Source organism: uncultured Rothia sp., assembly GCF_916049665.1.
Lineage (GTDB): Bacteria > Actinomycetota > Actinomycetes > Actinomycetales > Micrococcaceae > Rothia.
This window is the reverse complement of record NZ_CAJZIE010000018.1, coordinates 1-14,690: the sequence shown is the minus strand read 5'-3', so window position 1 is coordinate 14,690 and position 14,690 is coordinate 1. Positions and strand designations below refer to the sequence as shown.

Annotated in this window: 12 protein-coding genes and 1 tRNA gene; 11 read left to right on the top strand and 2 right to left on the bottom strand. The window is 58.5% G+C overall.

Features of this window, described 5'->3' with window-relative positions; genetic code table 11:
- Nucleotides 1-32: 32 nt before the first annotated feature.
- Nucleotides 33-1,679 (bottom strand): dolichyl-phosphate-mannose--protein mannosyltransferase, encoded by a 1,647-nt coding sequence (locus QZ540_RS03000; protein WP_294627621.1) that lies wholly within the window; start codon nucleotides 1,677-1,679, stop codon nucleotides 33-35.
- 184 nt (nucleotides 1,680-1,863) lie between these two features.
- Between QZ540_RS03000 and rsmI the strand changes: the two genes are divergently transcribed.
- From rsmI to QZ540_RS02960, 8 genes are all read left to right on the top strand, one after another.
- Nucleotides 1,864-2,787, top strand: a complete 924-nt coding sequence (rsmI, locus tag QZ540_RS02995) for a 16S rRNA (cytidine(1402)-2'-O)-methyltransferase (protein WP_294627619.1) — start codon at nucleotides 1,864-1,866, stop codon at nucleotides 2,785-2,787.
- Between the two features lie 42 nt (nucleotides 2,788-2,829).
- On the top strand, nucleotides 2,830-3,903 hold the full coding sequence (locus tag QZ540_RS02990; RefSeq protein ID WP_294627617.1) for a TatD family hydrolase: 1,074 nt from the start codon (nucleotides 2,830-2,832) through the stop codon (nucleotides 3,901-3,903).
- Entirely contained in the window at nucleotides 3,836-4,177 is a 342-nt protein-coding gene (locus QZ540_RS02985; RefSeq protein WP_363279939.1) for a glycosyltransferase family 25 protein, read from the top strand. The genes QZ540_RS02990 and QZ540_RS02985 overlap by 68 nt, the downstream gene beginning before the upstream one ends.
- Before the next feature lie 333 nt (nucleotides 4,178-4,510).
- Nucleotides 4,511-5,332 carry a glycosyltransferase family 25 protein gene (locus tag QZ540_RS02980; protein ID WP_294627613.1) on the top strand — a complete coding sequence of 274 codons (822 nt, stop codon included), beginning with the start codon at nucleotides 4,511-4,513 and terminating at the stop codon, nucleotides 5,330-5,332.
- Between the two features lie 399 nt (nucleotides 5,333-5,731).
- Nucleotides 5,732-6,559, top strand: a complete 828-nt coding sequence (locus tag QZ540_RS02975; protein ID WP_294627611.1) for a glycosyltransferase family 25 protein — start codon at nucleotides 5,732-5,734, stop codon at nucleotides 6,557-6,559.
- A gap of 331 nt (nucleotides 6,560-6,890) precedes the next feature.
- Complete coding sequence (locus tag QZ540_RS02970) at nucleotides 6,891-7,712, top strand: glycosyltransferase family 25 protein (protein WP_294627609.1); 822 nt, start codon at nucleotides 6,891-6,893, stop codon at nucleotides 7,710-7,712.
- Nucleotides 7,713-7,750: 38 nt separating this feature from the next.
- Nucleotides 7,751-8,623: a 16S rRNA (adenine(1518)-N(6)/adenine(1519)-N(6))-dimethyltransferase RsmA gene (gene rsmA, locus QZ540_RS02965; RefSeq protein WP_294627607.1), complete on the top strand. Its 873-nt coding sequence runs from the start codon at nucleotides 7,751-7,753 to the stop codon at nucleotides 8,621-8,623.
- A gap of 68 nt (nucleotides 8,624-8,691) precedes the next feature.
- Nucleotides 8,692-9,699 (top strand): 4-diphosphocytidyl-2C-methyl-D-erythritol kinase, encoded by a 1,008-nt coding sequence (locus QZ540_RS02960; protein WP_294627605.1) that lies wholly within the window; start codon nucleotides 8,692-8,694, stop codon nucleotides 9,697-9,699.
- Nucleotides 9,700-9,924: 225 nt separating this feature from the next.
- Here the strand turns inward: QZ540_RS02960 and QZ540_RS02955 are convergent, their stop codons facing one another.
- On the bottom strand, nucleotides 9,925-11,769 hold the full coding sequence (locus QZ540_RS02955) for an ABC-F family ATP-binding cassette domain-containing protein (RefSeq protein WP_294627603.1): 1,845 nt from the start codon (nucleotides 11,767-11,769) through the stop codon (nucleotides 9,925-9,927).
- A gap of 235 nt (nucleotides 11,770-12,004) precedes the next feature.
- Between QZ540_RS02955 and QZ540_RS02950 the strand changes: the two genes are divergently transcribed.
- From QZ540_RS02950 to QZ540_RS02940, 3 genes are all read left to right on the top strand, one after another.
- Nucleotides 12,005-12,075 (top strand) — tRNA-Gln (locus QZ540_RS02950).
- Nucleotides 12,076-12,162: 87 nt separating this feature from the next.
- Nucleotides 12,163-13,617 (top strand): bifunctional UDP-N-acetylglucosamine diphosphorylase/glucosamine-1-phosphate N-acetyltransferase GlmU, encoded by a 1,455-nt coding sequence (gene glmU, locus QZ540_RS02945; RefSeq protein ID WP_294627601.1) that lies wholly within the window; start codon nucleotides 12,163-12,165, stop codon nucleotides 13,615-13,617.
- 20 nt (nucleotides 13,618-13,637) lie between these two features.
- The gene (locus tag QZ540_RS02940; RefSeq protein ID WP_049346763.1) at nucleotides 13,638-14,618 is read left to right on the top strand and encodes a ribose-phosphate diphosphokinase; all 981 of its coding nucleotides are present in this window, start codon (nucleotides 13,638-13,640) and stop codon (nucleotides 14,616-14,618) included.
- Nucleotides 14,619-14,690: the final 72 nt, after the last annotated feature.

Sequence of the window (14,690 nt, the reverse complement as noted above, 5' to 3'; positions counted from 1 at the left end):
CCGGCTCTAAAACCCGAGGCTAGATTCCGAGCCTAAATCCAGGACTTAAACCACATATGCGAATACCACTGCTCATACGGAATCACCTGAGCAGTCCACAGCGGCATAAAGTACGCGCTCAACACGAGCACACCCACCAGGTAAATCGCCACCAGCGTCACGCCCAAACGAGCACGCAACACCGAACCGCGAGCACCCGACAGCACCAGACCCAAAACACCCGCCAACAGCAGAATCAGGAACGGCTCAAAGGACAGCGCGTAGAAGTAGAACATCGTGCGAGTCGGGTACATAAACCACGGGAAATAGCCCGCACCGAACACAACCAGCAGCGCACCAAAACGCCAATCCCGCTTCAGCAACAGAACCAGAAGCGCCACAATAATCGCAGGAATAAACGCCCACCAAATCGCCGGGTTACCGATATTCAAAATAGCCTCGGAACACGACTTCACGGTACAACCCGAAGAACCCAACTTCGGTGACTCATAGTAGTACGAGGTCGGGCGACCCAAAACCAGCCACTGCCACGCCTGCGAAGAATACGTATGCGGGCTACTCAAACCAGAATGGAACTTAAACGCCGAGACATGGTACTCCCACAAGGAGCGCAAATCCTCAGGAAGCCACATGACGCCCTTACCCGGGTTCTCAACAGCCCAGCGGCGGAAATATGCATTCGACGACTGGAACCAGCCCGCCCAAGTGCTCAGGTACACCAGCAGACCCACACCAATCATCTGGAAGAACGCGGGGATGCCGTCACGCACCAGCGCCGTCAAACCCCACTTATCCAGGCCCACAATACGGCGAGCATTAATATCCCAGAACACCGTCAGCAGACCCATCGCCGCAATAAAGAACAGCGAATTCCACTTCACACCCACCGCGGCACCGGCGCACACACCGGCAGCAAAACGCCACAGGCGCAGACCCATACTCGGGCCCCACGGCATCGGCGGAAGCACACCGCTATTCTGGCGTGCCGCCTCCGCAATATTGCGCGCCAACACACGCCGCGCCTGAATACGATCAAGCACCAGGCACACAAAAGTCGCCAGAATCCAGAACATCTGGAAAATATCCAGCAGAGCCAGGCGAGACTCCACCAGCATCAGGCCGTCCACCGCAGCCAGCAGCGCCGCAATAGTCGCCACCGTCATCGAACGGAACAGCAGCCAGCCAGCATACGCAATCAACGCCACCGACAGGGTGCCAATCATCGCAGCAGAAACACGCCAACCAAAGGGATTATTGTCACCAAAAATCGCCATGCCCGCGGCAATCATCCACTTACCCAACGGCGGATGCACCACATACTCCGGCGAATCCGTCAACAGACCCGACGGATGACCCGCCGCAAAGGAAGCATTAGCGTCCTTCGACCAGCTCAACTCATAGCCGTAATGCACATACGAGTAGGCATCCTTGGCGTAGTACGTCTCATCAAAAACAATGGCATTCGGATGCGCCAAATTATAAAAACGCAAAATACCGGCAACCAGCACAATCAGTGCGGGCGCCAGCCAGCCCCAACGCGGGGCACGAATATATGCAACAGCGAGCGCATCCAGCAGCGAATCGAGGCTGTAACGACCACGCTCAGACGAAGAACGGGCAGAACCAGCCGAACCAGCCGGAGCGGCAGACGCGGGAGAAAGTAGCTTAGGTATCTTCACCCCATCAATCCTAAAGGGTCAGAACGCACGATGCACCATTTCAGCCCGTGAACGGCTTATATGACGCACCCGGAACCCCACCCGTACCAGCACTTCTACCGGCTAACCCACCCCGGCACCGTGCAGAGCACGGGCGTTACACTTAGTGGGTACACGAAGACCAAACACAGACACGAGGCCTGCCATGACCGCACCCGCAGAATACACCGAAGAAATCGTCGACCCCGCAGAAACGGTCGAGGCACCCGATACCATCGTCACCTCCGCAGAAGGCGGTGTGCTCATCCTTGGCGGCACCCCCATCGGCAACCTCGCCGACGCCTCCGACCGTCTGCGTACTGAACTCGCCACCGCAGACCTCATCGCCGTCGAGGACACCCGCAAGCTACGCACCCTCGCCTCCGGGCTCGGCGTGCGCACTCGCGGTCGCGTCATCGTCAACCACGACCACAATGAAGAAGAACGCAGCGAAACCATCGTGCAGGCGGTACAGGACGGCCAGCGCGTGCTCCTGCTCTCGGACGCGGGCATGCCCACCATCTCAGACCCCGGCTACGTTGCCGCCGCAGCCGTCGCGGAAGCCGACCTGCCCGTCACCGTGGTGCCCGGCCCCTCCGCCGCACTGACCGCGCTCGCGCTCTCGGGCCTACCCACCGGACGATTCACCTTCGAGGGGTTCCTCGCTCGTAAGGGCTCCGAACGCACCCGCCGCCTCGCGTCGCTGGCGGGGGAGGAGCGCACCATGATTTTCTACGAGTCCCCGCACCGTACCGCCGCAACCCTGGCAGACTTTGTGCAGACCTTTGGCGCGGAGCGTCGCGGAACCGTCAGCCGTGAGCTAACCAAGCTCCACGAAGAGGTTCGACGCGGTACCCTGGCTGAGCTTGCCGAGTGGGCTGAGTCTGAACGCGTCCGCGGTGAAATCGTTATTATCGTTGAAGGCGCGCAGGCACCCGAAACCCCCGAAGCGCAGGACGTCGTGCAGCTGGTCCTCGACCGAGTGGCTGGCGGCGAGCGCCTCAAGAGCGCCTGCGCCGCGGTTGCCGCCGAGACTGGCACCTCCAAGCGTGACCTGTACGAGGCGGCGCTGGCTGCTCGCTCCGAATAACCCAGAAGTACCCCCACAAGTTTTTATCCCGAGGACTTATCAATGTGTCAGAGCCACCCCGGTCCTGAAATCACCCAGGAGTACCTGAACTCCCTCGCCGCCCTGGCGAACTACACCCTGCCCACCCCCACGGCGCTCCAGGCGACCGCCCTGCCTAACGGCTGGGAGCCGGTGCCCGGTGAAGTACCCGCCCCCTATCAGGCGGAACTCTACACCGGCATTAGCGACGCCGCGGGTGGAGAAGGAACCCGCCGCCGCTCCACCACCGGCGAGAACGGCCGCAGCCGCAACCTGGTCTTCCCGCCCGCCCCCGAACCGCTACCGTACCCCATCGTGGATAACCACACCCACATGGACCTGCTCGACGGCGAAGTAGAAATCAGCGCCCGCGACGCACTCGACGCCGGCGAGAAGCTCGGCATCGCCGCCATCGTGCAGGTCGGATGCGATATCCCCTCCTCTCTGTACGCGGTCGCCGCCGCGCAGGCTGATGAGCGCGTCCTCGCCGCCATTGCGATTCACCCCAACACCGCCCCCGAACTGGCTGTAGCCGGTCAGCTGGAGGCGGCGCTCGCCACCCTCGATGAGCTTGCCACCGCCGACCGTGTGCGCGCTATTGGCGAGACCGGCCTGGACTATTTCCGCACCGGCGAGGAAGGCAAGGAGGCGCAGCACCACAGCTTCCGCGAGCACATCCGCCTGGCGAAGAAGCACAACCTGGCGCTGCAGATTCACGACCGCGACGCTCACGAGGACGTCGTGCGCATCCTGGATGAAGAGGGTGCGCCGGAACGTACCGTGTTCCACTGCTACTCGGGCGGCCCGGAGCTTGCGGCGATCTGCAATGAGCGCGGCTGGTATATGAGCTTTGCAGGCACGGTGACTTTCAAGAATTCGAAGGGTATTCAGGAGTCGTTGGCGATGGCTCGCCCCGAGCTGATTCTGGCTGAGACGGATGCGCCGTTCTTGACCCCTCATCCTTTCCGCGGCCGCCCGAATGCGTCCTACATGACGAACTACACGGTGCGTTTTATGGCTGCTCACCGCGGTGAGGATCTGGAGGCGCTCTGCCGCCGTATTCGTGAGAACTCGGAGCGCGTGTACGGCCAGTGGTAGGCGCGTACAGTCTGTAGCGGGTAGCTACTCTGGGGCGCCTACTCCGGCTGAGCGTGGCTGCATGCTTAGCCACGTGAAGATGTGGGAGGACTTCGTCGCATCGGATGCTGACTGGGCTCTGATTGCTGAGGATGACATCCTTACTTCTCCGGATGCCGAGGCGGTAGTGGACGCAATCATCACCAAGTACCCGCAGGTTCAGCTGGTGAACCTGTGCGATGCGTACTCGTTCAAGGCGGGCACTATGAACCCGCGCCTGGGCGTGGGGAAGTAAGTAAGCCTCTTTGAGAAAGCTCCTCTTTGTCACATATATGGCAGAGGGGAGCTTTTGTGTAGCTGTTTTCAGCTCTAGTGTGTGAGGTAGCGCGTAACGTGCGAGACATAACAAGGGGCTGTATGCCAATTGCCGGGTGCTATCTTCCCTTGAGTGATAGTGTATCTTTATACATAGAATTCATCGCTCACTGACTAAGCAATTTGTTATCGCGCGCGCATATTTTCGGCGCGCTTTGTGTTTGTCGTTGCCAAGTCATCACTCGGCACTCATGCATGGCTTCTGTCGTTTCTGATAAGGACTGTATGGGTGTGCCACAGTAAAGGGAAACTCATGGCAAAAATCCTGAAATACGTTCTGGGAATGGACGATGCTAACCGATTTGATTCTTTCTTTTCGGTGGGGGCACCCGCTCAAGATTTTCAGCGTTATTCTGCGGTGGATAACCGCGATGATCACGTCACTGACGCGGAGTACGATAGCAAGATGTTCTTGACCCGTTACGGTAAAGAGCCGAGGCCCGCCGAGAAGGGCTGCATGTTGAGCCACTACCACATGTGGAAGGACTTCCTTGCTTCGGATGCTGACTGGGCTCTGATTGCTGAGGACGATATCCTCATTTCCCCGGACCTGCAGCCTGTAGTGGAGAGGATTATCGACAAACATCCTCACGTGCAGATGGTTAACCTGTGCGATATCTACGCTGCCGAAGCTGGCAAACTCAACCCGCAGGTTGATTACCCCCGTCTTTCGTTGTTCGCACCCTTTGTGTACGGCAAGTACCGCATCGGTAGTGCGTATAGTTCGAAGCCTCTGTACGGCACCGGTTTGTACCTGCTGTCGCGTTCTGGAGCTGAACGACTCGTAGAGTGTTTTGGTGAGACGGTTCCCGGCGTTGTCGCTGACGATTTTGCTCTCTACCGTGAATGGGGAGTGGGCGTATATTTGGTGCAGCCCGGCCTGTGTGGTTGGGAAGGCACCAGCCTCATTCAAACTTCTGGTGTTCGTTACGTGGAAAATTTCAATAGCGGCCTGCAAAATGCTGGGCTCCTCGATCGTTTGCGTATTGCTTTGGCACCGAAGAAGCGTATTGCAAACGTGAAGAATATCCTGGAAGCCACTATTGATGATGTGAAGCAGCGTCTGGGACGATAACCCAGAGGCGGTAACCCAGAGATGGATTGGGCTACTGTCATCACATAAAAATCTAAGCGTGGGTCTTCTGCCCTGTCGTTTATCCCCTCCCTATCGTGTACATACGGTAGGGAGGGGATTGCTTTTGCTGTGCATCAGTACGACGTAGGCTATGTCGCGTCTTAACCTGCAGACACCTGAGATTGGTGCATGGTCAGTGATAGAATTCTTTCTACGTTGCACTGTAGTGTGCGTATTTATCACATGCTCAATAGTCAGACTCCCTGCCACTTACGCACCGATTTTCAAGATTGATGAACTTTTTGTCGTGCAGGCGGTCTGATGTTCTGAAAGCTCGCTATTAACCGGCGCAATCTTCTGTCGCTGAGGTTTTCTGAGTGAGCTATTGAAGGGAAAAACATGGCAAAGATTCTGAAGTATGTTCTGGGCCTGGATGATGCGAACCGTTTCGATTCGTTCTATTCTGTGGGCGCGCCGGCACAGGGTTTTGTCCGTTATTCTGCGGTGGATAACCGCGATAATCACGTCGCGGATGAAGAGTTTGATGTTGAGCTTTTCCGCAGCCGTTGGCATCGTGATCCTAGCCCTGCTGAAAAGGGTTGCATGCTCAGCCATGTGAATATGTGGCGCGACTTTATTGCAAGTGACGCCGATTGGGCTCTGATTGCCGAAGACGACATCCTTATTTCTCCAGATGCTGAGGCAGTGGTGAACGCAATCATTACGAAGTACCCGCAGGTGCAGGTGGTGAACCTCTGCGATTCTTTTGCGAATGATGCCGGCAAGCTGAACCCGCAGGTGGAATACATTCGTCTGTCTCTGCTGTCTCCTTTTGTGCACGGTAAGTACCGTATGGGTAAGCCGTACGGTACCTGGCCTTTGGTTTGCACTGGCCTGTACCTGATTTCCCGTTCGGGTGCCGAGCTGCTGCTCAAGCAGTTTGAGGATAAAGCTCCGGGTACTGTGGCTGATGATTATAGGCTGTACCAGCAGTGGGGTGTGGATGTGCGTTTTGTGCAGCCTGGCCTGTGCGGCTGGGAGGGCAGTAGCGTCATCCTGGAATCCGGCAAGCGTCATCTGGACAAGGTGAATAGCCTCCAGCACGGCACCGGCCCCCTGGACCGAGTGCGTATTGCTTTGGCGCCGAAGAAGCGTATTACAAATGCTAAGATCGCACTGGAAGCCACTCTTGATGAGGTAAAGCAGCGCCTGGGTAAACCGAAGTAAGCAACCCTCTTTGTGAAAGTCCCTCTTCGCCACATGTGTGGTGGGGAGGGATTTTTTGACGGGTGTTTTCAGATTTTGCGTGTGAGATTGTGCATAAAGTGTGAGACATTACAGGAGACTGTGCCTCAATTGCTGGGGCTATCTTAGCTTAGGTGATAGGGTGTTTTATACATATCATTCACTGACTGACTAGGCGATATGCCCTAGTATTCGCGTGCACTTGGTGCACCTTGTACTTAGCGTTGCCGGGTCAATATTTCGGCAAGCTCATGCAGGGCTCATGTTGTTTCATGCTAGGGCTGTATGGGTGTGCCACAGAAAAGGGAACATCATGGCAAAAGTTCTGAAATACGTCCTTGGCATGGACAATAAGAATCGCTTTGAATCTTTCTATTCGGCGGGTGCGCCTGCCCAAGATTTTGTACGCTACTCCGCCGTAGATAACCTTGACGGCCATGTCACTGATGAAGAATTTGATGTCGAATTTTTTCGATCCCGGTGGCATCATGACCCGAAAAACGCCGAACGAGGATGTATGCTCAGCCACCTGAATATGTGGCGTGATTTTCTGGCAAGCGATGCTGACTGGGCCCTCATTGCTGAGGACGACATTATTATCTCCGCAGATGCTGAGCCCGTAGTGCAGAATATTATTGCTAAGTACCCGCAAGTCCAGATGGTTAATCTCTGTGATGCATTCGCGCTCGAAGCGGGTAAGATGAACCCGCGGGTGAAATATCCTCGTATCTCTTTGCTCTCTCCGTTCGTATACGGTAAATACCGTATGGGAAGGAAGTACAGTCTGACCCGCTTGACCGGTACTGGTCTATACCTAATTTCGCGTTCCGGCGCTGAACTTCTTCTGAAGAATTTTGATAAGGGAACGCCTGGCACCGTTGCTGATGATTATCCCCTGTACGAAGAGTGGGGCGTGGACGTGCGCTACGTACAACCTGGCCTATGCGATTGGGAAGGCTCTAGCCTCATCGAGGACCTCGGTATTCGCCACGTTGAAACGCTGTATAGGGGTCTGCAAGCTAATAACATTATTGGTCGCTTGCGTGTATTGCTAGCGCCGAAGGTACGTTTGGCCAACGCTAAGAACGCCTTGCTGTCTACCGTTGAAGATGTGAAGCTCCGTCTGGCACGGTAACCTGGAGTGTAGAAACCTACACCTACCGAAGGAACACCGTGAACGATCTGCCCCTGCTCGGCCCCGCTGAGATTCGCGAGCTTGCCGAGATGCTCGGTATTCGCCCGACGAAGACTCTTGGGCAGAACTTTGTGATTGACCCCAATACGATTCGTCGTATTGTCAGCGCGGCAGAGATTTCACCGGAGGAGACGGTGCTGGAGGTCGGCCCGGGCCTGGGTTCGTTGACCCTCGGCATTCTGGATGCTGCGAAGGACATGGTGGCGGTTGAGATTGACCCGCCGCTGGCTCAGCAGCTTCCGCACACGATTGAGAAGTTCCGCCCCGAGAAGGCGGGCGATATTGACGTGGTGCTGATGGACGCTCTGAAGGTCACCGAGCTGCCCCGAACCCCGGATGCTCTGGTGGCGAACCTGCCCTATAACGTGGCGGTTCCGGTGCTCCTGCACCTGTTTGCGCAGTTCCCGAGCATCCGCCACGCCCTGGTGATGGTTCAGGACGAGGTCGCCGACCGCCTGTCGGCGACCCCGGGTTCGAAGATTTACGGTGTGCCCTCGGTGAAGGCTAATTGGTACGCCGAGGTGTATAAGGCGGGCGTGATCGGTAAGAACGTGTTCTGGCCTGCGCCGAAGATTAACTCTGGTCTGGTGGGTTTCCGTATGCGCGAGGAGCCTCTCTCTACTGTTGACCGCGACCTGGTGTTCACGATTATTGATGCGGCATTCGCTCAGCGCCGTAAGACTCTGCGCGCCGCGTTGAGCTCCTGGGCGGGCTCAGGCGCGCGTGCGGAGCAGATTCTGACAGCGGCAGGTATCGCTCCGACCGAACGCGGTGAGAAGCTGGATATTCACGGCTTTATCCGCATTGCGGAGGCTTCGCTGACTGTTCCGGCTGAGCCCGCTGCGGAGTAGCTTCTTCCTGCTCTGAATTTTTCACTGACGTTCTTACGCGAGTTCCCGCGCGAAAGGTGTATGCGCTGATGAGTACCGCCTCCCAGACCGCTATTTCGGTTGATGCTCCCGGCAAGGTCAATCTGTACCTTGCCGTGGGGGATGTCCGCTCGGACGGCTACCACCCGCTGACTACGCTTTTTGCGGCGGTCTCTCTGACGGAAACCATTACGGTCTCCGAAGGGGCTGTGCCCGGGCTGAGCCTGAGCATGGATATTGTGCCCGGCTCCCTGGTGGACCAGCAGATGCAGGCGGGGCAGTTTGACCCTGCCGCCGTGCCGATGGATGAGCGGAACCTCGTCTACCGGGCCGCCGAGCTAATTCTTGCTGAGCACGGTATTGATTCCGCTCCGGCGCTGCACCTGCATATTGCGAAGGCTGTGCCCGTGGCTGGCGGCATGGCGGGCGGCTCAGCGGATGCGGCGGCGGCTCTCATCGCCACGGACCGCTACCTGCACGCAACCGGCCGTACGGCTACGCTCCTGACCCAGACGGATTACGAACGTCTTGCCGCGCAGTTGGGCGCCGATATTCCCTTTAGCGTGCGTGCCGCCCTCGGGCAGACCCTCGCCCTGGGACAGGGAACCGGTACTGAGCTGCAGAACGTTGCGGCGCCTCAAGAACCCCTGCACCTGGTGATTGTCGCCGCGCAGTTTGGCCTCTCCACCCCCAGTGTATTCAAGCAGCTGGATGCGGGCCGCGCCTCGGGTGAGTACCCTGCCTCCGGTGAGCTGGTGGAACCCGAAGAGCTTCTGGATGCTCTGAACTCTTATGACGGTTCGGAGGCGGCACTCGCCTCCCTGGCTGCTCTGCTGCGTAACGACCTGCAGGCTCCAGCGCTTTCGTGCGCCCCGCAGCTGGAGCAGACCCTGAGCCTGCGCGATAGTGAGGGTGTGTACGCCTCCCTGGTGTCTGGATCCGGCCCGACGGTGCTTCTGCTGACTTCTTCGCAGGCTCGGGCGGAGGCTCTTGCGTCCGCTCTGCGCGATGCGGGCAACCACGCTGTGAGCGCGGTCAGTGCGATTCTGTATCGTTAGTATTTGACACATATATATGAGCTATCATTCATCCGCTTTCGCTAGCTACTATCCACTGTCTTGAAAAGTCTCGCACTTTCTCTCCCGAATATGTTGTTCGGCATTGGGAGAAGCTTTTCGAATCTATTCACCGTTAGTAGCCGCTGCAACGGATAACCGAATATATACAGAAATGCCGGTTCTAGATTCAATCTAGAACCGGCATTTTTCTATGCCCCGTAGGCGTTAGCCCAGCAGTTCGGAGAGTTCGAGCCAGCGCATTTCTAACTCGTCAATCTCGTCCTGGAGAGCCTGCTGCTGCTCGCCGAGTGCCGCCAAACCGGCGTAGTCGGAGGGGTCGTGCGTGCTCATCTGTTCGGAGAGCTTCTCCTGCTCCGTAGCGAGCTTCGCCAGGCGGCGCTCAATCGCACCGGACTCCTTCTGAGCCGCACGCTGCTCGGCACCGGAAACCTTCGGCTTAGCGGATGCCTCTGCCTCCTGCGCCGAAGTCTTCTGCGTCGGGGAGGTGGAACGCGCCTGCGCGGAACCTGCCGCGGAGCCGCCAGCACCGGCAGCAGAGAGAGCCAGGTATTCGTCCACGCCACCGGGCAGATGACGGAACGAACCGTCAATCACCGCGTACTGCTGATCGGTCACGCGCTCCATGAGGTAGCGGTCGTGGCTGACCACCAGCAGGGTGCCCGGCCAGGTGTCTAGCAGATCCTCCATCGCGGCGAGCATATCGGTATCCAGGTCGTTGGACGGCTCGTCGAGAATCAGCACGTTCGGCTCGTCCAGCAGAATCAGCATGAGCTGCAGGCGCCGCTTCTGACCACCCGAAAGGTCCTTGACCGGGGTAGACAGCTGCGCGCTGGTAAAGCCCAGACGCTCGAGCATCTGCGAGGGGGACAGCTCCTTGCCGTCTGCGATGTAGCTACGCTTCTTGCGGCCAATCACATCCGAGACGCGGTCGTTAGCGACCTCGTTGAGCTCATCAAGCTGCTGGGTGAGGGTCGCAATCTTCACGGTCTTACCGTGCTTGACGCGGCCCTCGGTCGGCTTCAAATCGCCGGTCACCAGCGAAAGCAGAGTCGACTTACCCGCGCCGTTCACACCCAGGATGCCGGTGCGCTCGCCGGGGGCAATACGCCAGGTGACCTTCTTCAGCACGGGGCGCTTGCCGCCGGGTAGGGAGGGATCATCGTAGACGACGGAGACATTTTCGAGGTCGACCACGTCCTTGCCGAGGCGGGAGACCGCCATCTTCTTCAGCTCCACGGTGTCACGCACGGGCGGAACGTCCGCAATCAGGGCGTTGGCGGCGTCGATGCGGAACTTCGGCTTGGAGGTACGCGCGGGTGCACCGCGGCGCAGCCACGCGAGCTCCTTACGCATCAGGTTCTGACGCTTCGCCTCCGCCGCGGCTGCCTGACGGTCACGTTCCACGCGCTGCAGAATGTACGCCGCGTAGCCGCCCTCGAAGGGCTCGACGATGCGGTCGTGCACCTCCCAGGTGTCGGTACAGATTTCGTCGAGGAACCAGCGGTCGTGGGTGACAACCATGAGGCCACCGGCATTCTTAGACCAGCGGGACTTCAGATGGTTGGCGAGCCAGGTAATGGCCTCGACGTCCAGGTGGTTGGTGGGCTCGTCGAGCATGAGCACGTCCCACTCCTGCGCGAGCAGGGAGGCGAGCGCTACGCGTCGGCGCTGACCACCAGAAAGAGAGGAAACCGGCGCGTCCCAGGGCAGGTCGGAGACCAGACCGGAGATAACGTCGCGGATGCGTGCCTGCGACGCCCACTCATATTCGGGGGTGTCGCCCACAATCGCGTAGCCGACCGTGTGGTCGTCGTCGAGAACATCGGACTGGTCGAGGTAGCCGATGCGGGTGCCGCCGCGCACGGTGACGCGGCCGGAGTCCGGTTCGAGCCGGCCGGCAAGGATCTTCATGAGGGTGGACTTGCCGTCGCCGTTACGGCCGACAATACCGATGCGGTCGCCTTCGTTCAGACCGACCGTGATGCCTTCAAAGATGGTTCGGGTAGGGAATTCGAGGTGCAGCGATTCGCCGCCAAGTAGATGTGCCACGCCTTCTAGGGTACAGGGTGAGTCTTCGGTTCAAGTAGCGCCCGAAGCTTTGATGAGGGGGTACTCGGCGGTGCTGAGAAAAGCTGTGAGGATTGCGGGGCGCGCGGCTAAGTTGGGCACAGATATTTGATAAACTGAGGAAAGCATTTCCTGCATTGCGCTGTTCTGTGCCCAAAATGGCGGTCAATGACGATGAGGACCCGCTAGCGGGGGCTTGTCGTGAATGTAAGGATAATCCGCCATGGTGTAATGGCAGCACAGCGGCCTTTGGAGCCGTTTGTCTAGGTTCGAGTCCTAGTGGCGGAGCGTAAGCACTCAACGGCACCGTTGATAGAGAGTTTGCGGTCCGCGCTCACTCCTCACTCTTACAACCTCGTCTAAGGAGTCTTCCCAGTGAACACTGAACTGGCACCCTCTGCAGTGATTGTTCTCGCCGCAGGCGCTGGTACGCGCATGAAGTCCGCTACCCCCAAGGTTATGCACGGCATTGGTGGTCGTTCCATGGTTGAGCACGCTGTTGCTGCTGCACGCGACCTGAACCCTGAGCGCCTTGCTGTTGTGGTGCGCCACCAGCGCGATAAGGTTGCTGAGCACGTTTTGGCTTTCGATTCTGAAGTAACCATTGTTGACCAGGATGAGATTCCTGGTACCGGCCGCGCTGTTGAGGTCGGTCTGAACGCTCTGGATGCTCAGGAAACCGTTTCCGGTACCGTTCTGGTGACCTACGGCGACGTCCCCCTGCTGCGCCCCGAGACCCTGCGTGAACTGATTGCTTTCCACGAGGAAGATAAGAACGCTGTCACCGTGCTGACCACCCACGTGGATGAGCCCGGCGCGTACGGCCGTATTGTCCGTAACCAGGCTGGCGAAGTCACCTCCATTGTTGAGGCGAAGGACGCATCCCCCGAAGAGCTCGAAATCACCGAGATTAACTCCGGTATTTACGCTTTTGATGCTGCTGTCCTGCGTGAGGCACTGCTTGAGGTGACCACCAACAACGCACAGGGCGAGAAGTACATTACCGACGTTCTGTCCATCGCTCGTTCGAAGGGCCACCGCACCTCCGCTCTGGCTATTGAGGACCGCTGGGAAGTTGAGGGCGCTAACGACCGCGTGCAGCTGGCTCAGCTGGGTCGTATGCTCAACAACCGCATCCTTGAGGCGCACATGCGTAACGGTGTGACCATTGTTGATCCGCAGAACACCTGGATTGACGTTACCGTCACCATTGAGAACGACGTGACCCTGCTGCCCGGCGTGCAGCTGCACGGCTCCACCACCGTTGCTACCGGCGCGACTATTGGCCCGGACACCACCCTGACCGACATGACCGTTGAGGCTGACGCTACCGTCATCCGCGCTCACGGTCACGGCGCGGTCATTGGTGAAGGCGCAACTGTTGGTCCCTTCGCGTACCTGCGCCCCGGCACCATCCTGGGCAAGGACGCTAAGCTTGGCACCTTCTGCGAGGCTAAGAACTCGCAGATTGGTGATGGCGCAAAGATTCCGCACCTGTCCTACGTTGGTGACGCCACCATCGGTGAGGGCGCGAACATTGGTGCTGGCTCGATTTTCGCGAACTACAACGGTCTGGTGAAGAACCGTTCCGTCATTGGTGCTCATGCTCGCATGGGCTCCGCAGGCATTTACGTTGCACCCGTTACCGTTGGTGACGGTGCCTACTCCGGCGCGGGCGCGCTGATCCGTAAGGATGTTCCTGCGGGCGCCCTCGCCTACTCTGAGACTTCCCAGCGGACCATTGAAGGCTGGGTCCTGAAGAACCGTGCTGGTACCGAACCCGCCGAGGCTGCTAAGGCAGCTGGCGCGCAGGAACCGGCAGAATCCTAATTCGAGGAAAGAACAACACCATGAGTAGCGAGATTACCAACCCCGGTGAGCGCAAGCTTGTAGTGGTCTCCGGTCGAGCACACCCCAAGCTTGCCGAGGAGATTGCACAGGCACTTGATCACGACCTGCTGCCCACCTCCGCATACACCTTCGCCAACGGCGAGACCTACGTTCGCTTTGAGGAGTCGGTGCGCGGTGCGGACGCTTTCGTGATTCAGTCGCACCCGGCACCCATCAACGAGTGGCTCATGGAGCAGATCATTATGATCGATGCGCTCAAGCGTGCATCCGCTCGTTCCATTACCGTGGTGTCTCCTTTCTACCCCTACGCTCGTCAGGACAAGAAGCACAAGGGTCGCGAGCCTATCTCGGCACGTCTGATTTCGGACCTGTACAAGACCGCTGGTGCTGACCGTCTGATGTGCGTGGATCTGCACACTTCGCAGATTCAGGGCTTCTTCGACGGTCCGCTGGATCACCTGTTCGCGATTCCGGTTCTGGCTAAGCACATCCGCGACCGCGTGGACGACCTGTCCAACGTGACCGTTGTGTCCCCGGATACCGGTCGTGTCCGTGTGGCTGAGCACTGGGCTGACCTGCTGGACGGCGCGCCCCTGGCATTCGTGCACAAGACCCGCGACATCAACGTCCCCAACCAGGCTGTTTCTAAGACTGTTGTGGGTGACATTGAGGGTCGTACCTGCGTGCTGATTGACGACATGATTGACACCGGCGGCACCATTGCTGGCGCTGTGAAGGTCCTCATGGACAAGGGCGCGAAGGAAGTTATCATTGCGGCAACCCACCCGGTTCTGTCCGATCCGGCTGCTGAGCGTCTGTCCCAGTGCGGTGCTGTGGAGGTCGTCGTGACCAACACCCTGCCCGTGCCGGAAGAGAAGCAGTTCGATAACCTGACTATTCTCTCCATCGCTCCGTTGATCGCTCGCGCTATCCGCGAGGTCTTCGACGAGGGCTCTGTGACCGAGATTTTCGATCACTAAGCTTCTAAAGCCTAACGAAAGTCCCCCGCTGACTACTGTCGGCGGGGGACTTTCTGCTATTGAGGCTGAGTT